This is a genomic window from Stenotrophomonas sp., from assembly GCF_032061965.1.
In the GTDB taxonomy this organism is placed as follows: Bacteria; Pseudomonadota; Gammaproteobacteria; order Xanthomonadales; family Xanthomonadaceae; genus Stenotrophomonas.
The window spans coordinates 52,955-73,942 of record NZ_DAMBEF010000019.1; the positions used below are offsets into that span (position 1 = coordinate 52,955).

Sequence of the window (20,988 nt, forward strand, 5' to 3'; positions counted from 1 at the left end):
GATCGTTACTCGGTAAGGTCGGGGGGAGATGAAGGAGGTCGCGAGGATTGCTGGCGCAGCGGCGCGGTCGAGCCACGCACCACCAGCTGCGGTACAAAACCCTGGTTCTGCAGCTGTGCCGGGCTGTCCTCGTAGGCGTCGGTTCGCAGTTGGCTGATCAACAGCCGCGCGGCGTGGCGAGCGATGTCGCCGGTTGCCTGCTTGGCAGTGGTCAGTGCCGGCCACGACTGGCGCGAGAACGGGCTGTCCTCGAAGCCGGCAATGGACAGGTCATACGGCACGTTCAAGCCGGCCGAATTGGCTGCCGCCAGCACGCCGGCGGCGATCTCATCGTTGGAGCCGAAGATGGCGGTCGGCGGCTCACGCAGCGCCAGCAGCCGGCGCGCACCACGGAAGCCATCGTCGAAGGTGTAATCGCCCGGGATCACCAGATGCTTGTCCAGCTGGATGCCGTAGTCCTTCAACGCCGCCTCGTAGCCGGCATAGCGCTCACCGCTGGAACGGTGCGAGGTGCCACCCCACAGGAAGCCGATGCGCTGGTGGCCCAACTGGATCAGGTGCTCGGTGATTTCGTACGCCGCATCGCGGTCGTCGACGAACACGCAGGGGCCATCGCCCGGGTCCTCGGTGGCGGCAATGATGCGTACGGTCTTGATGCCGCGCGCGTTGAGCGCAGCCACCAGTTCCGGCCGCTCGGACATCGGCGCGGTCAGCACCAGTCCGGCCAGGCGCGAACGCTGTACCCAGTCGGCCAGCTCCTCGGCCAGCATCGGCGAGGTCGAGTCGCAGGGATGGATCTGCAGGCCGAAGCCGGTCTCGCGGCAGGCCGACAGCACGCCGTTCTGTACCCCGATGATGTGGTACGGATTGGGGTTGTCGTAGACCAGCCCGATCACGAAGGTGGTGTTGCTGCGCAGGTTGCGGGCCGAAGGATCGGGCTCGTAGTCCAGCTCGGCCACCGCCCGCAGTACGCGCGCGCGGGTGGCCTGCATCACCGACGGTTCGTTGTTGATCACCCGCGAGACGGTCTTCAAAGAGACCTTGGCACGCTCGGCGACGTCCTTGATGGTGGGTCTACGCATTACCGGTTCCCGCGTTGGCTCGATTGCCGCCATGATGCTTGATTCAGGCGCCACGTGCCTTGCCCGCGTTATGACCTACGGTGCCGAAGTACAGGATGTACAGGTAGCAGGGGATCATCAGTGCGGCGAACACCAGCTGGAAGTGTTCCGGGTAGGCGTGCTTGAGCAGGGCGAAGGCCTGCGGGATGATCGCGCCGCCGGCAATACCCATCACCAGCAGGGCCGAGCCGGTCTGAGTGAAACGGCCCAGGCCCTTGATCGCCAGCGGGAAGATCGCCGGCCACATCATGGCGTTGGCAAAGCCCAGCGCGGCCACGAAGCCCACCGACACATAGCCATGGGTGAAAAACGCCCCCAGGGTGAACAGCACGCCCAGCACCGCCGACACTGCCAGGTACTTTTCCTGCGAGATGACACGCGGGATCAGCAGCAAGCCGATCACATAGCCCACCAGCATCGCGAACAGGGTGTAGGAGGTGAACAGCTTGGTCTGGTCCAGCGGCAAGCCGAAGGCATTGCCGTAGGTACCAATCGCATCACCGGCCATCACTTCCACGCCGACGTAGACGAACAGACACATCACGCCCAGCCACAGGTGCGGGAACTGGAAGATGCTGCGCTTGGCGGCCTTGCCGTCATTGCTGGTGGCATTGGCCTGGTCCGCCTGCACTTCCGGCAGCGGCGAGAACAGCACGCCCACGGCCACCAGCAGCAGCACACCGGCAATCACCATGTACGGGGTGTGGATCTTGGCGGCAAAGGCATTGAGCAGGTCGGCCTTGGTAGCGGCGTCTGCGGCCTGAACCTGGGCTTCCAGGTCACCGATGCCATGCAGCACGAAAGTACCGATGATCACCGGTGCGAGGATGCCGGCAATCTTGTTGCAGATGCCCATCAGCGCGATGCGCTGGGCGGCGCCCTCGATCGGGCCGAGGATGCTGATATAGGGATTGACCGCGGTCTGCAGCAGGGCCATGCCGCCACCAATGACGAACAGGCCGCTCAATGCACCGCCGAACCAGCGACGGGTAGCAAACTCGCCGAAGGCCATCGCCCCCACCGCCATCACCGCCAGGCTCAACGCCAGGCCCTTCTTCATGCCAGTGCGGTTGAGGATCCACGACGCCGGCAGTGCGAGGAAGAAATAGGACAGGTAGAACACCATCAGTACCAGGAACGCTGATACCTCGCTGACATCAAACGCCAGCCGCACGAAGGTGATCAGCGGACCGTTGATCCAGGTACAGAAGCCGATGATGAAGAACAGCACGCCGACGATGGCGATCGAAGACGCCATGCTGGTGCGCGGCGTGGAATCGGGGATTGCAGACATGTGGGCTCCAGCGATGCGGAAGACGGGCGTCGCCGTCTGGCGAGAACGTGGGAACAACGTTGTCACATTCTCTGTTTGCATCGGACAGGTTTGTCAACAACGCATCAGCACGCAACGCGTAGTCGCAACTGCAACCAAGTGGCGCAAGTGTAGACGCGGGAATGCTTTGTAGGAAAAATCCCCGGTATTGCTGCATCTAACGCTGGCGGCGGATGAAACCGCTTGCAGCTCGGCGGTCGCGCAAGTGCGCTGCAGCGCAGCATCGAAACCTTCAATTATTCGTTGACATCGTTGTCAGAAGGATTACAGACTCCGCCCCGAATGGCGTCCTTCCGGGCGCTCCCCATCGCCATAGGGAAACCGAGTGACCGCTGTCGTCCCCCCACTGCAGACCACCCGTCAGCATCCCGCACCGCGGCCGTTCTTTGCGGCCGATGTGGGCGGCACCCACGTCCGCGTCGGCCTGATCCAGGCCGGCACCGGCAACGGGCCTGCCATCGAAGTGCTGTCCTACCGCAAGTACCGCAATGCCGACTACAGCGGGCTCGGCGAGATCCTGGCCGACTTCGCCGGCAGCCACCCGCCCGTGTCGCAATGCGTGATTGCCACCGCCGGTTACGCATTGGCCGATGGCACCGTGATCTCCGCCAACCTGCCCTGGCCGCTTTCGTCCACCCGCATCCGCGAGGACCTCGGCTTCGAAGCCGTACATCTGGTCAACGACTTCGAAGCGGTTGCCCACGCTGCAGCCCACATCAACGCCAGCCAGGTCCTGCAGTTGACCGGCCCCGCCGACGCCGAGCGCGGCCCAACCCTGGTGGTCGGCCCTGGCACCGGCCTGGGTGCGGCGGTCTGGATCCCGCTGGGTGACCACTCCGTGGTGTTGGCCACCGAAGCAGGCCAAGCCGCGCTGGCGGCCACCACCGAACTGGAAATGGCAGTGCTGCAGGAAATGCAGCGGGATAGGCCACATGTCTCCATCGAACATGCACTGTCCGGACCGGGCCTGCTGAACCTGTACAACGCATTGTGCGCAGTACGCAGCGTGGCGCCGGTGCACAGCACCCCGGATGCAGTCAGCGCCGCCGCCTGCGATGGCAGCGACCCGTTGGCGGTGGAAACCCTGCAGCTGTTCTGCGGCATTCTCGGCTCGACCATCGGCGACATGGCCCTGTTGTATGGCGCGCAGGGCGGCATCTATCTGGCCGGCGGCATCCTGCCGAAGATCAGCCAATTCCTTTTGAACAGCAGCTTTGTCGATCGTTTCCTCAACAAGGGGCCGATGGGCAAGGCGTTGCAAAGCATTCCCGTGAAGCTGGTAGAGCACGGGCAACTGGGCGTCATCGGCGCTGCCAGTTGGTATCTGGAAAAGTCGGCCACGTAAGCCGTCAGCAGCATAAGCAACAGATCCACCAGCAGGACCCGTAGTCAAGCGGCACAACGTGCCAAACCATCAGATGTTGAGGAGAGACAACATGCATCGCAAGACCCTGCTTTCGGCAGCCATCGTCAGCTGCCTTGCTTTCAGTGCACACGCGCAGGAAGCCACCCCGACCGCCACCGACCTGGACACCGTGACCGTCACCGGCATCCGCGGCTCGATGGAAAAATCGCTGGACACCAAGCGCGAAGCCAATGCGCGCGTGGAAGTGGTCACCGCTGAAGACGTGGGCAAGCTGCCGGCACACAACGTGGCCGACACCCTGCAGCGCCTGCCGGGCGTCAACATCAGCTCGTCCTCGGCCGACGAAGGCGGCTTCGACGAAGCCGACCGCGTCAGCCTGCGCGGCACCAGCCCCAGCCTGACCCAGACCCTGATCAACGGCCACACCGTAGGTTCGGCGGACTGGTTCGTCCTGTCCCAGGCCGGCAACGTCGGCCGCAGCGTCAGCTACTCGCTGTTGCCGTCGGAGCTGGTCAGCTCGGTGGAAGTGAACAAGTCCTCGCAGGCCAAGCTGATGGACGGTGGCACCACCGGCACCATCAACATCATCACCCGCAAGCCGCTGGAATTCTCCAAGCAGTTCACCGCCGAAGCATCCATCGGCGCAGTGCGCTCGGACCAGGCCAAATCCAACGACCCGCAGCTGTCCGCCCTGTTCAACTACAAGAACGAAGACGGCACCTTTGGCGTGATGGTTCAGGGCTTCAGCCAGAAGCGTGAGCTGCGCCGTGAAGCCCAGGAGTTCCCGGGCGGCTGGTTCAAGCTTGGTCGCAACAACGATGGCACTGTCAACGCCCTGGGCCAGAGCAACCCTGACCTGGTCGACGTATGGGCCCCGAGCCTGCTCGGCTCCACGCTGTTTGAGCAGACCCGCGAGCGCAAGGGCGGCCTGGTCGAAATCCAGTTCAAGCCCAGCGATGACCTGACCCTGGGCGTGAGCGGCTTCAGCTCCAAGCTCGAAGCCAACAACTACAACCGCAACTTCATGCTCTGGGGCGGCAACTTCGCCAACTCGCAGGCACCTGAAGCGGGTTATGTGGTCAAGGACGGCGTGCTCACCGACGTCACCTATGCAGGTGTTGCAGGCACCAACTACGGTGTCTACGACATGATCTATCGTGAGTCGTCGGCCAAGACAAACTACCTGACCTTCGATGCGGACTGGCAGATCAACGACAACCTGACCTCCAAGTTCCAGGCAGGCAGCACGACGGGCGAAGGCAAGACAGCCCGTCAGTACATCGCCGAAGTCACCCTCGCCAATGGCGGCGGCGCCAGCTGGAGCACCCACGGCAACGGCTCGCCGACCGACTGGAGCCTGGGCGGCGACCTGAGCCCGTCAGGCGTCACCAGCTTCGGCACCTGGGGCAATCAGCAGATCATTGCCGAGGACAAGGAAAAGTGGGCCTCGCTCGACTTCAACCAGTACATGGATACCGGTGTGCTGAGTTCGCTGGACTTCGGCCTGCGCTATGCCAAGCACAGCCGTGAAGCCATGTCGCCGGAAGGCGCCAGCCCGGGCGATATCTGGTCGGAGCTGCAGAACGGTGCCACTGCCAACTACCCGAGTGGCTTCGCCAGCGGCATCGGCGGCAAGTTCCCGCGCAACCTGTGGTACTTCACCCCGGGCGCACTGAAGGACGCTGTCACCAACAACTCCACCTGGCTCTCCAATGACGACGGCCCGAACGGCCGCCGCAACTACGGTTCGGAATGGAAGGTCGAGGAGAAGAACCTGGCGGCATACATCCAGGCCAACTTCACCGGCGACAATTGGGCCGGCAACGTCGGCTTGCGTTACGTCAGCATCAAGCAGGACATCATGAGCTATCGGGCCGTGTCCGATATCGCCAATGCCGACGTTAGCAGCCTGTTCGCCCAGGGCCCGGGCCCGGTGTGTGGCTGGGCCTGCCCGGTGTGGGGTGGCTGGAACATCATCAACAACAGCAACACCCACCGTCGCCTGCTGCCCAGCGCGAACTTCAAGTTCGACCTGGCTGACAACCTGGTGTTCCGCGTTGCCGCTTCGCAGACCCAGACCCTGCCGGACTACTCGGCACTGGGCGCCTCGGCATCCGGCTCGGACCTGGACAAGACCGGCTCGGCCGGCAACCCGAACCTGAAGCCGGTGGTCTCCACCAACTTCGATGCCAACCTTGAGTGGTACTTCATGCCGCGCGGCCTGCTGTCGTTCGGCGTGTTCTCGATGAACATGAAGGACTACGTGGCCTACGGCACCGAGAAGCAGATGCTGTTCAGCGAGCTCACCGGCCAGCTGGAGCAGTACGACATCTCGCTGCCGACCAATGCCAACGCGCAGGTACAGGGTCTCGAGCTGGCTTATCAGCAGCCGATCGGCGAAAACTTCGGTATCGACGCAAACTACACCTACTCCGATGGCAGCACGTCGCACACCTGGGCGGATGGTAGCAATGCACTGCTCGGCAACTCGAAGGACACCTACAACGTGGGCGCCTACTTCGAGAACGACACCTTCGGTGCCCGCGTCGGCTACACCTACCGCTCGTCGTTCCTGATCGGCCTGTCCTCGGTGAATCCGTACTATCAGGATTCCTTCGGCACCGTGTCGGTCTCGCTGAACTACAAGGCCACCGACTGGTTGAGCTTCAGCCTCGACGCGTTGAACCTCAACGACCCGACCTACAAGTACTACCAGAGCTCGACCATTCCGGTTGCGTTCTACAACAACGGTCGCCAGTACTACTTGAACGCTCGCTTCAAGTTCTGATCCATGCCGGCATGCAACATCGCCGGTTAGCGTGACCCGCCGGGCCTGGATCATTCCGGGCCCGGTTTGTTTTGGGGAGTGCTGTGCCGAGCCGTGCTCAGCATTGGTGTCGCCCCACGCTTCATGTAGTGCCGAGCCATGCTCGGCAGCCGTTACGTTCGGCAATGCGTGCGTTGCCGAGCATGGCTCGTTACTACACGAGCAAAGGCTTGCCGAGCATGGCTCGGCACTACAACTGCCACAGATTGCCGGACATCCTTCGGCACTACACAAGATCCATGCGGCAGGACACACTGCCGCCCATGCAAAGACAGACAGGAGCTCCGCCCATGACGAAGTCCCTCCACCAGCGCAGCCGCGCGCCGTGGCTCAGCAGCTGCGTATTGCTGGGCATGACCGCCCTGCAGGTACAGGCGGCCGACACCACCTCCGCCCCTTCGCTTATCCCCCTTCCCGCCAACTACCAGGCTGACGGTGGCAAGGACTTCGTGCTGCGCACTTCAGCCCGCGCGGGCGGCAACGATGAGGCTGCGCGCCGTGCCGCCGCACAGTTCATCACCCTGCTCAAGCAGAACGGTGGCCCCACCCTGGCCGTGGCCGACAACGCGAGCAATGCGCAGATCCGCTTCCGCCTCGACCCCTCGGCAACCAATACCGCCGAAGGCTATGCGCTCAAGGTGTCCAACACCGGCATCGATATCAGCGCCGGTGACGACGTCGGCCTGTTCTACGGTGCGGTCACCGCCGCGCAGTTGCTCACCGGCAATACGCCCGGCCATGTTGCCGCGGCCACCATCAATGACACCCCGCGCTTCCCATGGCGTGGTTTCATGCTGGACTCGGCGCGCCACTTCCAGAGCATGGACGAGATCAAGAAGCTGCTTGATGCCATGGCGCAGCACAAGCTCAACACTTTCCATTGGCATCTCACCGATGACCAGGGCTGGCGCATGGAGATCAAGCGCTACCCGAAACTGACCGAAGTCGGCAGTTGCCGCGTGCCACTGGGTGACGCTGGTCGCAACGCGGCCACCGGCGAGACGCGCCAGTACTGCGGCTATTACACGCAGGAGCAGATCCGCGAAATCATCGCCTACGCTGGCGAGCGCCATATCCAGGTGATCCCGGAAATCGACGTACCCGGCCACGCCACCGCTGCCATCGTTGCCTATCCGGAACTGGGCACCACCGATCAGCAACTGGTCATCGACAACCAGTGGGGCGTGTTCCCGAACCTGTTCAATACCGAGGAAAGCACCTTCCAGTTCCTCGAGAACGTGCTGGAAGAAGTGATTGAGATGTTCCCGTCCAAGTACGTGCACGTCGGCGGCGATGAAGCGGTCAAGGACCAGTGGATCGCCTCCAAGCGCGTACAGGAGCGCATGCGCGAGCTGGGCGCCAAGGACGAGATGGAAATGCAGAGCCACATCATCAAGCGCCTGGAGAAGTTCCTGGAGCAGCATGATCGGCGCCTGATCGGCTGGGACGAAATCCTTGAAGGCGGCCTGCCGCCGGAAGCGACGGTGATGTCCTGGCGTGGCACCGAAGGTGGGCTCAAGGCCGCCAGCGAAGGCCACGACGTGGTGATGTCGCCGGTCACCCACATGTACATGGACTACCTGCAGACCGACTCGCCGAACGAGCCACCGGGCCGCCCCACCACCATCCCGCTGCAGAAGGCCTACGAGTTCGAACCGGTGCCGGCCGAGCTGGCCGCCGACAAGCGTTCGCACATCCTTGGCCTGCAGGCCAATATGTTCAACGAGCACACCCGCAACGACCAGAACCTGGAGCACAATCTGTTCCCGCGCCTGGCCGCGGTAGCCGAAACCGGCTGGAGCCCGCAGGACAAGCGTGTTTTCAGCAACTTCCTGCAACGCCTGCCGCGCCAGCTGCAGCGCTATCAGGCAATGAACATTGCCTACGCCAAGACACCGTTCCAGGTGGACATGCAGGACAAGGGCGAGTACCGCACCGGTGCGGTGCAGGTGAGCCTGGCCAATCCGCTCGGCTACCCGGTGCACTACACGCTGGATGGCAGCGCGGTCAGCGCCAGCTCGCCGCTCTACAGCCAGCCGCTGCAGTTGAAGGTGCCAGTGCAGCTGCAGACGGCCGCCTTCTTCGACGGCAAGCCACTGGCTGCCGCCCGGACCTTCAAGCTGGATGCCGAATCATTGCTGGTCCGCGAAGACACCCAGCTGGGCCTGTGCCCGAACGGCGGCAAGCTACTGCTGCGCCTGGAAGATGACGGCCCCGCCGAAGGCGAGCGCGAAGTCTTCAACGTCAACATCTTCAACCCCTGCTGGTTGTGGAGCGACGTTGATCTGTCCGGCATCGCCCGGGTGCAGGTGCGTGCCGGCCGCATTCCGTACAACTTCCAGCTGGCCCACGATGAGCCTTCGCGCAAGTTCGCGCCGGCACACAGCGCACACGGCGAAATGGAAATCCTGGCCAACTGCGAAGGCAAGCCGCTGGCAACGCTGCCGCTGCCAGCCGAGCCCGGCCCGGATGGCTTTGTCGAGTTCGATGCTGCCCTGACCCAGCCCGCACGCCGTGGCGACCTGTGCATCCGCTTCACCGGTGACACCCGCCCCAATATGTGGACACTGGACTGGATCAAGCTGCAGCCCGCCGACTGACACGCACACACCGCAACACCACAATGGCCATCGCTTGCGATGGCCTTTGTCGTTTGCGCCCACGCGTAGACAGACAGGAGCACTGCCCCGGGTCATCCTTACCCGGGCAGCAGGACGACCTGGCGCCGGCGCCGGTGTGATGCCTTCCAGGCCTTCGGGGACGCGCTGCTCTCTGCCAAAAATCTGCCAAAAAATTTCACCCAACCAAATTATTTTCATCGCAGCCGGTTCCTTGCGTGAAAATAAATTGTCGCTACATGAAAATCACCCGCAAATTCAGCGATGTAGCTCTGAAAATACGCAACAAGCGGGAATGAAAATTTTTTGCAACGCACCTTGACATCGTTGTCACCAACCACGGACACTCCGGTTGCCGTAGCGCCAACAGGCACTGCGCTCACTTTCAGGGGATGTACGACGTGGTTGCCAGCCCGCCAGCAGCGCCCAAGCTGAGTTCCAAGCTACCGGCCACGCCATTGCTGGCGGCCGATGTGGGTGGCACCCACGTGCGCGTTGGGCTGCTGCAAGCGGGACAAGGCGCCAACCCCGACCTGCAGATGCTGGACTACCGGCAATACCGCTGCGCCGACTACCCGGACCTGGCCAGCATCCTGGCCGCCTTCCGCGCCGACCGTCACCACGTGCGCGAGTGCGCCATCGCCAGCGCCGGCTATGCACTGGCTGATGGAACCGTGATCTCGGCCAACCTGCCCTGGTCGCTGTCCTGCGATGCCATCCGCACGCAGCTGGGCCTTGATGCCGTGCATCTGGTCAACGACTTCGAGGCCGTGGCCCACGCCGCCGCCTACATGCAAGCAAGCACCCTGCTGCAGCTCAGCGGTCCAGCCCACGCGGTCAATGGGCCGGTGCTCATCGTCGGCCCCGGTACCGGCCTGGGTGCGGCATTGTGGATTCCACGCGGCGAGCAGCCCGTTGTACTGGCCACCGAAGCCGGCCAGGCGTCGCTGGCAGCCAGCAGCCCACTTGAGATCGCGGTGTTGCAGCAGATGCAGCAGCGCCATCGTCACGTCACCATCGAACACGCGCTGTCCGGACCAGGAATGGTCAACCTGTACACCGCGCTGTGCGACGTGCGCCACGCCAGCGCAACGCATTGCACACCCGATGCGATCACCGCGGCTGGCTGCACCGGCGAAGACGCATTGGCTGTCCAGACCATGCAGCTGTTCTGCGGTCTGCTTGGCTCAACCCTGGGCGACATGGCACTGCTCTATGGCGCACAAGGGGGTATCTATCTGGCCGGCGGCATCCTGCCGCAGATCCGCCAGCTGCTTGAGAACAGCAACTTCGTCGAACGCTTCCTCAACAAGGGGCCGATGCGCGAAGCGCTGCAGCACATCCCCGTGCGCCTGATCGAACACGGGCAACTGGGCGTCATCGGCGCCGCCAGTTGGTACCTGGGACGCGGGGGCAACAGCGCCTCCGCGTCGCCGCACACAGTCCCGCAGGTGCACCGCGACAGCCGCGCGTGCACGGTTTCCAGTGAAGCAAATCCCGGCTACGCCGCCGGCATCCATCAATGATGAGGAGAGACATCATGAGGTACCGCAAGTCCGTACTATCCGCCGCCATCGTCACCTGCCTGAGCTTTTCCGCACACGCACAGGACGCTGGCAGCGAAGCCACCGACCTCGACCGCGTGGTCGTCACAGGCATCCGCGCCAGCCTGCAGCAATCGCTGGATACCAAGCGCAATGCCGATGCCATCGTCGATGTGATCACCGCCGAGGATGTCGGCAAGTTCCCGGCCACCAACGTGGCCGAAGCGATGACCATCATTCCGGGTGTAACCATCGACCGGGCATATGGCCAGGGCGAGAAGGTGTCCATCCTGGGAACGGACCCGGCCTTGAACCGCACCCTGCTCAACGGCCAGTCCATCGCCTCGGGCGACTGGAACATGTCCGACTTCCCGACCCGTACGTTCAACTACTCGTTGCTGGCGCCGGAACTGGTCGGCAAGCTCGAAGTCTTCAAGTCACCCGAAGCCCGCATAGACGAAGGTTCGATCGGCGGCACGGTGATCGTATCCACGCGCAAGCCGCTGGACATGCCGGAGAAGGTCAGCGTGTCCGGCCGTGTCAGCTACGGCCGAAATGACCGCGTTGAAAAGACCGACCCCAGTGCCTCGGCAGCCTTCGCATGGAAGAACGAGGCAGAGAACTTCGGCTTCATCATGTCGGCACAGGCATCCAACGAAAGCATCCGTCGCGACGGCATCGAATCGTACGGAATTGTCCGCGCCAAGGACTACATCGGCGGCCTTGGCGGCTCCAACGGCTCCGTCACCAACCTGCCACCCGACTGGTCGGTAGCGCCGAATCCGGATGGCTCACAGCCCACGCTGCCGGCTACCTGCACCGGCACCTGTGCCGACACGCTGTACGCCAACCCCGATGCAGTTGGCCCGAACTCCACCAGCGCCCACTTCTTCGAACAGGAACGTCAACGCAAGACCTACTCGCTGGCCCTGCAGTTCAAGCCGGTAGAGCAGATGAACATTGAGTTGAACGCGCTGAAGATCGATGCCAATTTCGATCACATGGCGCAGTCGATGTTCACCCACCAGGGCAACACCTGGAACAGCCTGAAGACGCTCAGCGACATCACCGTCAAGGATGGCCTGATCACCAGCGCCAGCCACAAGAACGGCCTGGTCGTATTCGACCTGCAGAATCGCCGTGCGCAGGTGGATTCGGCAACCTATGACATCAAGGTGGACTGGAATGACGAACGCTGGTTCGCCTCCACCCACGTTGGCCGCACGAAGGCCGAAGGTGGACCGAAGCAGGTGTTCGGTGAGTTCCTTGCGCGCACGGACTACACCTGGTCCATCGCCGATGCACCCGGCAAGCCGGGCAGCGTGGAGTTCACCGGCTCCAATCCCTTCGTCAACCCCGACCAGTTCCAGATGGATGGCGGCTGGGGTGCAGACCCGACCCAGTCGACCTGGAACACCGGTTGGGGCGGCAACCTTGTCGAGAAGCCGACCACCGACAAGGAAACCTACGGCCAGGTCGATTTCGGCATCAAGCTGGACTCGCCGATCTACTTGCTGCGCTTCGGCTACAAGCAGCGCAAGCACGAGACCACCCAGATCCAGCGCGGTATCGGCCTGGCATCGGTGGCCGGTTATGGCGACGCCAAAGCCTCTGACTTCGATCCGCGCGTGCTGCCGGACAACTACCTGAAGGGCTTCAGCGGCTACGGTGACCTGGGCGATCGTTTCACCATCGACGGTTGGAAGCTGGCCGACTACATCACCAGCGGCAAGTGGCTGGCACCGTGGCAGACAATGCCGGTGGTCTCACCGTTCAGTGCCGAGGAATTCGCCCGCAACAACTGGTCCATCAACGAAGACATCGGCGCGGCCTATGTGCAGGCCGATTTCAGCCTGGACCGCGTGCGCGGCAATATCGGCGTCCGCTATGTCACCACCGACCTTGAGTCGGGCAGCTACGCGTGTAATACCGGCCTTGCCGGCTGCACCCAGCCCAGCTGGTCTGCCGAAAAGCTCGCTGCGTCCTACGACCATGTAGTGAAGAAGAACAAGTACAACAACCTGCTGCCGAACTTGAACGTCGCCTTCGACGCGACCGACAGCCTCGTGCTGCGTGCTTCCGTGGCCAAGACCATGGCGCGCCCGAACTACACGGATGTCTCGTCCTACCTGTGGCTGTCCGACACCGCCCTGACCGGCGGCGGCGGCAACCCCAGCCTGAAGCCCTACCTGTCAACCAACGTGGACTTCTCGGCGGAATGGTACTTCTCGGAGAACGCCATCCTCGCCGGCTCGGTCTTCTACCGTGATGTTTCCGACTACATCCTCACCGAGTCGACCCCGGAAACCCATTGGAACCAGAACCAGAACAAGAACGACACGTATCTGGTGGATCGCCCGCGCAACGCAGGCGACGCCAAGATCAAGGGGTATTCCATTGCATGGCAGCAGAACTTCGGTGCCGGCTTTGGCGTGGTCGCCAACTACACCTATTCCGATGGCGAAGCCACTGACGGTCGCCCACTGCCGTTCAACTCGAAGAACCAGTTCAACATCAGCCCGTTCTTCGAGAATGACACCTGGACCGCGCGTGTCACCTACGGTTGGCGTGACAAGTACTTCACCCAGGTCAGCGCGGCGCGTGAGCTGTGGACGATGGACTACGCTTCGCTCGACGCGTCGGTGGCATTCAAGATCACCGAGAACCTGTCGGTCGGCCTGGATGCGATGAACCTGCTGGATGAGGAATACCACTCCTACTCCGGGGTGGAGCAGCTCACCCGCGGCGCCTACCTGGGTGGCCGTCGCTACAACGCCTCGCTGCGTTTCAACTTCTAAACCCGATCTACCCGCATCACTGCTTTTGCTTGTTTTCTCCTCCAGCGGGCCTGGGTTTTCCAGGCCCGCTTTTTTTCGTATGCGACACCGCGCCTGCCTGGTACTTATGGGATTGGCCCGCTACATCCGCATGCGCAAGGATTGGACCATTGCCTGAACGACAACGGCCCGCAGCGTAACGCAACGGCCCAACTTCGCTCCAAGGATCACCGATGAATCGAGACAGACGCTCCGTCCACGCACTGCACGCTGCCTTGCTGCTTGCGCTCGGCGCCGCCAGCCTTCCCTCCGTTGACGCGGCCGACAACCCGCCGTCGCAGCAACCGCTGCCGGTCGAGCTCACCGGCGCCAGCATCATCCCGCGCCCAGCTTCGGTGCAGCCGGCCCCGGGCAGCTTCGTCGTTAACAACGCAACGCGGATCCAGGCGGGCGCTGGCACCAACGACGTAGCCCAGCAGTTCGCCGGATTGCTTGGCCGGACCACGCCACTCCAGTTGCAGACCGCCAGCAACGGCACGGCCAAGGGAGCGATCCAGTTCCGCATCGGTACGCCGGCGACCACAGTGTCCCCGGAAGGCTATTCGCTGCGTATCAATGGCAATGGCATCCTGGTCGAGGCCGCCGACGCGCGCGGCCTGTTCTACGGCGCGATGTCGCTGTGGCAACTGCTCGCCGCTGCGCCATCGGCTGAAGTCACGCTACCGGCGATGCAGATCGATGACGCCCCGCGTTTCAACTGGCGCGGCTTCATGCTCGACTCGGCACGTCATTTCCAAAGCATCGAGGACATCAAGTTGATCCTCGACGCGATGGCCACGCACAAGCTCAATACCTTTCATTGGCACCTCACCGATGACCAGGGCTGGCGCATGGAGATCAAGCGCTACCCGAAGCTGACCGAGGTGGGCAGCTGCCGTGCCGCTGCCGGCGAAGCTGGCGTTGGCCCTGACGGCAAGCCGCATCTGTATTGCGGTTACTACACGCAGGAGCAGATCCGCGACGTGGTGGCCTATGCCGCCGCCCGCCACATCACGGTGGTCCCCGAGATCGACGTGCCCGGCCATGCACAGGCCGCGGTTGCTGCGTACCCGGAACACGGCGTGGTCGATGGCCCGACCCAGCCGTCGGCCAACTGGGGCGTGAACCCCTATCTGTTCAACCCGCGCGAGGAAACCCTGCAGTTCCTGGAAAACATCCTGGCCGAAGTGCTGGACATGTTCCCCGGCCAGTACATCCATATCGGTGGCGACGAGGCGGTGAAATACCAGTGGCAGGATTCGCCACAGGTGCAGGCCTACCTCCGCGAGCTGGGCCTGAAGGACGAGGAAGCACTGCAATCGCATATGCTCAAGCGTCTGGAAAAATACCTGGAAGATCACGACCGCAAGCTGATCGGCTGGGACGAGATCATCGAAGGCGGGCTGCCGCCGCAGGCCACGGTGATGTCCTGGCGCGGCATCGAGGGCGGCATCGAAGCGGCCACCCACGGCCACGACGTGGTGATGGCGCCGGGCAATACCCTGTACCTGGATTTCCTGCAGACCAATCTGCCGGAAGAACCGCCGGGCCGTCCCAAGTTCACCTCCATGCAGCGCATATATGCATTCGATCCAGTACCGGCGGAACTGACCGAGGCGCAGCGCAAGCACGTGATCGGCGTGCAGGCCAATATGTGGACCGAGCACACCCGCAGCGGCGAACACCTAAAGCACAACGTATTCCCACGCTTGGCTGCGCTGTCCGAGATCGCATGGACACCGCTGCAGAACAAGAGCTACGACGACTTCCTCACCCGCTTGCCGGCGCAGTTGCAGCGCTACAAGGCGCTGGGCATCGGCTACGGACAAACCGCGTTGTCGGTAGCGATGAAGCGCCAGGATGACCGCGCCGGCAACAAGGTCACGGTGGAGCTGTCCAACCCACTGAGCTACCGCGATATCCGCTACACCACCGACGGCAGCACCCCCACTGCGCTGTCACCGGCCTATCCCGGCGCACTGACCTTGCCGGTACCGACCGTGCTGACCGCGCAGACCTTCTTCAACGGCGAGCCGGTGGCCGACAAGCCCAGCCAATGGAACTTCGATGCGGCGTCACTGCTGGGTCGCAGTGACAAGACCCTGGCGCAGTGCCCGCAGGGCGGCCGCCTGCTGCTGCGCCTGATCGACGACAACCCGCTGCACGGTGAGCGCGACAATTTCGACGTCACCATCTTCAACCCGTGCTGGTTGTGGGAAGACGCACAGCTGCAGGACATCGCATCGATCAAGGTGCGGGCCGGTCGTATCCCCTACAACTTTGGCCTACTGCATGAAGATGAGGCAAAGCGCAGCTACCACAAACCCAAGGCCCGCCATGGCGAGTTCGAGGTGCGCGCCAGCTGCGAAGGGCCGGTGCTGGCAACCGTGCCGTTGCCCGCGCAAACGGGTGCCGATGGCTTTATCGAGTTGGAAGCACCATTGCGCGCGAATGGCGTGCAGATCAGCGACCTGTGCATGACCTTCAGCGGCGATACGCGGCCGCAGATGTGGGTACTGGACCAGGTGTGGTTGCAACCGAAGGACTGAAACGGGAAGGCGCGATGCGGTACGTAGGGTCCTCTCCTCCCCCCGCCCCGCACCGCGCCTTCAAGGCCAAACCTGCAAGGTGTCCACGACCTTGCAGTGGCACAGAAACTAGCAGCCAATTCCCGCCCGCGAAAGTGCTTTTTGCCCTTGAAAAAAGGCACTTTTGAAACTAAACGGTTGCAACGGAAAGCGCCGCGCATTCAGCGCGGCTGCAACCTCAGCAGCAGATCACGCAGCGGCGTGAAAGCCAGTAGCAGGCCTGCGACCACGCCGGTGGTATTGGCCAGTGCATCCATCGGGTCGGCCATGCGGTCGGTGGTCAGCGCGCCCTGCGCCCACTCGATGCCGATACCCATCGCCACCAGTCCCACGCCAACCCACAGCAAGGTGCGCCGCGGGGTAAACAACTGCACCGCGCTACCCGCCAACAGGAAGTAGGCCAGGAAGTGTTCGACCTTGTCGCTGTTCTGCGGCAACGCCAGCGGCGGCGGCGGAATCAGGCAGACCACGATCACTGCCAGCACCGCCGCACACCACAGCGCCAGCCACAACCCGCTGCGCCGCAAAGGCTTGAGCATGTTCACAGGCGCCAGGTCAGGTCGCCCAACAGGAATGAGGCAGACATGTCCACGTCGCGGCTGAAGGCCATCACCTGGAAACGTTCGCCCATCTCGGTCGGCAGGGTCAGCTGCTTGAGCTGGCTGCGCATGCGCATGCGACCCACCTCATCCAAGCGCTCCTCGGCAGCCTCCAGCAACTGGGTGATGCCATTGCCCAACAGGAAGTTGGCCTGGTTGCAGTAGCCGGCCAGGTCGAAACCGGCGTTGGTGCCGGCCTCGGCCAGTGCGGTGAAGTCCACCGAGGCGGTGATGTCCTGCAGGCCGGGCCACAGGAATACGTCGTTGTGCACGCGATGGCGATAGAACGCGCGCAGCGTGCCGTCGTTGCGGTCGTGCTGATAGAACTCCGCACGTGGATAGCCATAGTCGACGAACAACATCGCGCCACGCTTCATGCCACCGGCTACCGCCTGGATCCAGTACGGCAGCTGCGGCAACACCTCGGAACGGTAGCCATGGGCGAAGGGTCGCTCAAGGTAACGCTCTACGTGGCGAACGGCGCCCAACAACAGCGGATCGGCCGGCTGCGCGCCACGCACGAAGCGGCCTTCACCATCGAGCGCTACGGTTTCTTCGTAGATCTCGCCTTCGTCGCAGACAAAGCGCGGTGTCGGCAGCGCGTCAATCACCTCGTTGGCGAACAGCACGCCATCCCAGTCGTCATCGAACGGTCGGTCCAGCCATTCCACCAGCGCGAACACCGGCGGAATCAGCGCCTTCTCCAGACGCTCGCGCTGGCGCTCGCGCAGGTCGGCACTGGGCTCAAGGATGGCATAGCGCTCGGGCAAGGCATCCAGTTCCAGCAGGCGTTTGAGCAGGATCTCGGCAAAGGCACCGCTGCCGCCGCCCAGCTCCAGCATGCGTGCCTGCGGACCGAGCTGCTGCAGCACCGGCGCCACCACATTGGCGGTTGTCGCAGCGAACAAAGGCCCCATCTCGGGTGAGGTGACGAAGTCACCGGCGGCGCCAAACTTGCTGGCGCCGGCGCTGTAGTAGCCCCAACCCGGCGCATACAGGGCCAGTTCCATGAAACGCGAGAATGGCACAGCGCCACCTTGGGCACAGATGTCCGCGCGCAGGTGCGCGGCCAGCTGTTCGCTGTGGGCAAGGGCATCGGTATCGGGCGTTGGCAGATCGGAATGCATGGCACGGCGTTTTACAGAGACAATGCACAGGATAGCCGAGTGAGGAAACCGCAGATGACAGAATCCCTAAAGGTGGCCCTGGTCACCGGCAGCGCGCGCCGCATTGGCGCCGGCATTGCCCGCCACCTGCATGCCCATGGCTACCGCATCGCCCTGCACGCCCACCAGTCCAGCGAGGAGCTGCAATCGCTGGCCTTCGATCTGGAGAGCGAACGACCGGGCAGCGTGCTGGCCATACAGGCAGACCTGCGCGAGCTGGCTGAATTGCCGGATATGGTCGACCAGGTGGTCAGCCACTTCGGCCGTCTGGATGCACTGGTCAACAATGCCTCCAACTTCTACCCCACCCCGCTCGGCCAGGTGAGCGCCGAGCAATGGGATGACCTGATGGCAGTGAACGCACGCGCCCCATTGTTCCTGTCCCAGGCTGCCGCCCCGCACCTGGTCCGCCAGCGTGGCGCCATCGTCAACCTGACCGACCTGCACGCCACCCAGCCGCTGCGCGAGCACCCGGTCTACAGCACCGCCAAGGCCGCGCTGGAAATGCTGACCCGCTCACTGGCGCTGGAACTGGCCCCGCATGTGCGGGTCAACGCCGTCGCCCCGGGCGCCATCCTCTGGCCGGAACAAGGCAAGAGCGAGGCGGCGAAGGAAAAGCTGATGGAGCGTACGCCGATGGGCCGCTTGGGGACGCCGCACGAGATTGCCGCCGCGGTGCGCTGGCTACTCGACGACGCTGGCTATCTCACCGGGCAGGTGCTGCGCCTGGACGGCGGCCGCACCCTCACCTGAACCCGAGGCAGGGACGTCCCAGGCCGTGAAGCCGACGCAGCGGAAAGACCAGAACGGCAAACGCCGCCCCAAAACCTCCACACCACTTCAAACCGTACATCGGCACGGCGGATCGCTGTCGTGGCCACGGGGTCGCGGCTGACGCCGCGCCTACCCGTTCAGGTCGACGGTCTCGAAGGAATGCCCGTACTGCGGGTGCTCCTGCCACATCTGCGCCAGCGTCCGCTGCTGCACAGGGTCGATGAAGTCCGGCGCGATATCGGCCATCGGCTTGAGCACGAAGGCGTGCTTGAGTTCCGGTCGCGGGATGCGCAGGTGCTTGGGGCCTTCCATCACCAGGTCGCCGTAATAGACCACGTCGATATCGAGCGTACGGTCGCTGAAGCGCGGGCCGGAACGGTCACGGCCATGGGCGTCTTCCACCGCATGCAACCAATCGTTGAGGTCCAGCAACGGCATGTCGGTCTGCACCAGCACGGCGTTGTTGAGGAAGTCCGGCCCTTCGAAGCCCACCGCCGGGGTCAGGTATGCCGGCGATACGCGGATGTCACCAAAGCGCTGGCGCAGCACTTCGACGGCAGCCTGCAGGTAACGCCGGGGTTCAACATTGCTGCCCAGGCTCAGGAGCACGGTGGTCATTGGGTTGGCTTGTCCGCAGGCCACGACCGCCCCGCAGGGTGATCAGTGCGCTGCATCATGGGAGGGGGCGCACATGATGAATCCGGCACGCCGGTCAGTCCACACCCAGCGCATCGGCAACCGCTCGGAACACCCGCTGCATTTCCAGCGGCTTGGGCAGTACGTGCACGCTGATGCCGGCCGGTGCCTGGCCGTCGGCAAACACCGGGGCGTGGCTGTCCTCCAGCACGATGGCCGGGCCGCGATAGCCCATGGCCTGCATCTCGGCCAGCAACTGGCTGGCTGACAACAGCGGGATGCCGCTATCGACCAGCACAACATCGGGCAGGCCGGCTTCCTGCAGGTGGCGCATGGCCACCGCGCCATCGCTGGCCAGGCGCATGCGATAGCCCTGGCTGGACAGAGCATTACCCAACAGCGACAGCCGGGTGGCCTCGTCGTCCACTACCAGCAAGCGTTCGCCGCGACCGGGTCGCACCAGCGGCAGGCCTTCGTCGTCGTCGGCATCGGTGGTTTCGTGCAACGGCAGCAGCAGGTCGAAGCAGGTGCCCTCGCCCAGCGCACTGTTCACCTTTATCTGCCCACCAATGCTGTCGATGATGCGGTGGCAGGACACCAGTCCCAGACCGGTACCGTTGGCCTTGGTGGTGAAGAACGGGCTGAACAACCGATCCAGCGTGGCCTGGTCCATGCCCAGGCCTTCATCGCTGACGCGGATGCGCACCTGCCCACCGGCGTCGCCGTCCCCGCGCTCGGCCACCAGCGTGAGGCGGCCCCCCTCGGGCATGGCCTGGATCGCATTGAGTGCCAGGTTCAACAGCACCTGTTGCAGCTCGGTGTAATTGGCCTCGATCGCCATGCGGTCGTCGGCGACTTCAAGGTGCAGCTCGACGTTGCGCGGCAGGCTGCTCTTGAGCAGCATGCCTACCGCCTGGAACAGGCGTTGCAGCACGATGCGCTCACTGGGCTGGCGCGACCCACGCACGAAGGACAGCATCGACTCGACCATCTCATGGCCGCGGCGTCCACATTCGGCGATGACATCGGCCAGACGGATGATCTTGGGGTCTTCGCTACGGTCGCGGATCAGGTCCGGCACAATCAGCAGCGGCTGCAGGATGTTGCGCAGATCGTGGCTCAGCCCCGCGGCCAGCAGGGCCAGGCTTTCCAGGCGCTGGGCACGCATCAGCTCGTCTTCGACACGCTGGCGCTCAACGTCGCTGCGCGCCTCGCGGATGGCCCGCGCCGCCGCCGATGGCAGGCGTGCGGGCTGGTGCTTGATGATGTAGTCGTTGGCACCCTTGTGCAGCGCTTCGACCGCGGTTTCTTCACCCATCGTCCCCGAGACGAAGATGAAAGGTACCCGCGGATGTACTTCGCGCAGGATCTGCAGGGCCTGGTACCCGGAAAAACCGGGCATGCTCAGATCGGACAGGACAATGTCCGGGGCCCAGTCGGCCAGCACCCGGCGCATCTCCACCTCATTGTCCACGCGCTCGAAGCTGGCCTGTAGGCCGGCCTCCAGCAGCTGGTCGCTCAGCAGTTCGGCGTCTTCCGGCGAATCCTCCACCAGCAGGATACGCACGGGGCCCAATGGTGCTCCCTTGTTCGGCATGGG

13 protein-coding genes are annotated in these 20,988 nt (G+C 63.6%); 7 read left to right on the forward strand and 6 right to left on the reverse strand.

The window, feature by feature from the left end; translation table 11 throughout:
* Window positions 1-5: 5 nt before the first annotated feature.
* Window positions 6-1,082, reverse strand: a complete 1,077-nt coding sequence (locus RT460_RS11735) for a LacI family DNA-binding transcriptional regulator (protein ID WP_313319140.1) — start codon at window positions 1,080-1,082, stop codon at window positions 6-8.
* 43 nt (window positions 1,083-1,125) lie between these two features.
* Window positions 1,126-2,415, reverse strand: coding sequence for a sugar MFS transporter (locus tag RT460_RS11740; protein WP_313319141.1), 1,290 nt, complete (start codon window positions 2,413-2,415; stop codon window positions 1,126-1,128).
* Window positions 2,416-2,779: 364 nt separating this feature from the next.
* On the opposite strand from RT460_RS11740, the gene RT460_RS11745 reads away from it, so the two are divergent.
* The 6 genes from RT460_RS11745 (at window position 2,780) to RT460_RS11770 (ending at window position 16,174) form a co-directional block, all read left to right on the forward strand.
* A complete protein-coding gene (locus RT460_RS11745; RefSeq protein ID WP_313319142.1) occupies window positions 2,780-3,799 on the forward strand; it encodes a glucokinase family protein in 1,020 nt (339 codons plus the stop codon).
* A 91-nt stretch (window positions 3,800-3,890) separates the two neighbouring features.
* Window positions 3,891-6,608: a TonB-dependent receptor gene (locus RT460_RS11750; protein WP_313319143.1), complete on the forward strand. Its 2,718-nt coding sequence runs from the start codon at window positions 3,891-3,893 to the stop codon at window positions 6,606-6,608.
* 329 nt (window positions 6,609-6,937) lie between these two features.
* Window positions 6,938-9,247, forward strand: coding sequence for a family 20 glycosylhydrolase (locus RT460_RS11755; protein WP_313319144.1), 2,310 nt, complete (start codon window positions 6,938-6,940; stop codon window positions 9,245-9,247).
* A 419-nt stretch (window positions 9,248-9,666) separates the two neighbouring features.
* Window positions 9,667-10,791 (forward strand): glucokinase, encoded by a 1,125-nt coding sequence (gene glk / locus RT460_RS11760; protein ID WP_313319145.1) that lies wholly within the window; start codon window positions 9,667-9,669, stop codon window positions 10,789-10,791.
* A 14-nt stretch (window positions 10,792-10,805) separates the two neighbouring features.
* Complete coding sequence (locus RT460_RS11765) at window positions 10,806-13,607, forward strand: TonB-dependent receptor (protein ID WP_313319146.1); 2,802 nt, start codon at window positions 10,806-10,808, stop codon at window positions 13,605-13,607.
* A gap of 212 nt (window positions 13,608-13,819) precedes the next feature.
* A complete protein-coding gene (locus tag RT460_RS11770) occupies window positions 13,820-16,174 on the forward strand; it encodes a family 20 glycosylhydrolase (protein ID WP_313319147.1) in 2,355 nt (784 codons plus the stop codon).
* A gap of 200 nt (window positions 16,175-16,374) precedes the next feature.
* On the opposite strand, the gene RT460_RS11775 is transcribed toward RT460_RS11770, so the two are convergent.
* Window positions 16,375-16,752 (reverse strand): VanZ family protein, encoded by a 378-nt coding sequence (locus RT460_RS11775; protein WP_313319148.1) that lies wholly within the window; start codon window positions 16,750-16,752, stop codon window positions 16,375-16,377.
* A 2-nt stretch (window positions 16,753-16,754) separates the two neighbouring features.
* A complete protein-coding gene (locus RT460_RS11780; RefSeq protein WP_313319149.1) occupies window positions 16,755-17,939 on the reverse strand; it encodes a class I SAM-dependent methyltransferase in 1,185 nt (394 codons plus the stop codon).
* Between the two features lie 54 nt (window positions 17,940-17,993).
* On the opposite strand from RT460_RS11780, the gene RT460_RS11785 reads away from it, so the two are divergent.
* A complete protein-coding gene (locus RT460_RS11785; RefSeq protein ID WP_313319150.1) occupies window positions 17,994-18,731 on the forward strand; it encodes a pteridine reductase in 738 nt (245 codons plus the stop codon).
* A 150-nt stretch (window positions 18,732-18,881) separates the two neighbouring features.
* Here RT460_RS11785 and folK read toward each other — a convergent pair whose 3' ends face one another.
* The gene (gene folK / locus RT460_RS11790; protein ID WP_313319151.1) at window positions 18,882-19,370 is read right to left on the reverse strand and encodes a 2-amino-4-hydroxy-6-hydroxymethyldihydropteridine diphosphokinase; all 489 of its coding nucleotides are present in this window, start codon (window positions 19,368-19,370) and stop codon (window positions 18,882-18,884) included.
* Between the two features lie 94 nt (window positions 19,371-19,464).
* Window positions 19,465-20,985, reverse strand: coding sequence for a response regulator (locus tag RT460_RS11795; protein WP_313319152.1), 1,521 nt, complete (start codon window positions 20,983-20,985; stop codon window positions 19,465-19,467).
* Window positions 20,986-20,988 lie beyond the last annotated feature (3 nt).

Coding starts and splice junctions, on each gene's coding strand:
- RT460_RS11755 (WP_313319144.1), top strand. CDS start 6,938: ATGACGAAGTCCCTCCACCAGCGCAGCCGCGCGCCGTGGCTCAGCAGC.
- RT460_RS11735 (WP_313319140.1), bottom strand. CDS start 1,082: ATGCGTAGACCCACCATCAAGGACGTCGCCGAGCGTGCCAAGGTCTCT.
- RT460_RS11765 (WP_313319146.1), top strand. CDS start 10,806: ATGAGGTACCGCAAGTCCGTACTATCCGCCGCCATCGTCACCTGCCTG.
- folK (WP_313319151.1), bottom strand. CDS start 19,370: ATGACCACCGTGCTCCTGAGCCTGGGCAGCAATGTTGAACCCCGGCGT.
- RT460_RS11775 (WP_313319148.1), bottom strand. CDS start 16,752: ATGCTCAAGCCTTTGCGGCGCAGCGGGTTGTGGCTGGCGCTGTGGTGT.
- RT460_RS11750 (WP_313319143.1), top strand. CDS start 3,891: ATGCATCGCAAGACCCTGCTTTCGGCAGCCATCGTCAGCTGCCTTGCT.
- RT460_RS11785 (WP_313319150.1), top strand. CDS start 17,994: ATGACAGAATCCCTAAAGGTGGCCCTGGTCACCGGCAGCGCGCGCCGC.
- RT460_RS11740 (WP_313319141.1), bottom strand. CDS start 2,415: ATGTCTGCAATCCCCGATTCCACGCCGCGCACCAGCATGGCGTCTTCG.
- RT460_RS11780 (WP_313319149.1), bottom strand. CDS start 17,939: ATGCATTCCGATCTGCCAACGCCCGATACCGATGCCCTTGCCCACAGC.
- RT460_RS11795 (WP_313319152.1), bottom strand. CDS start 20,985: ATGCCGAACAAGGGAGCACCATTGGGCCCCGTGCGTATCCTGCTGGTG.
- RT460_RS11770 (WP_313319147.1), top strand. CDS start 13,820: ATGAATCGAGACAGACGCTCCGTCCACGCACTGCACGCTGCCTTGCTG.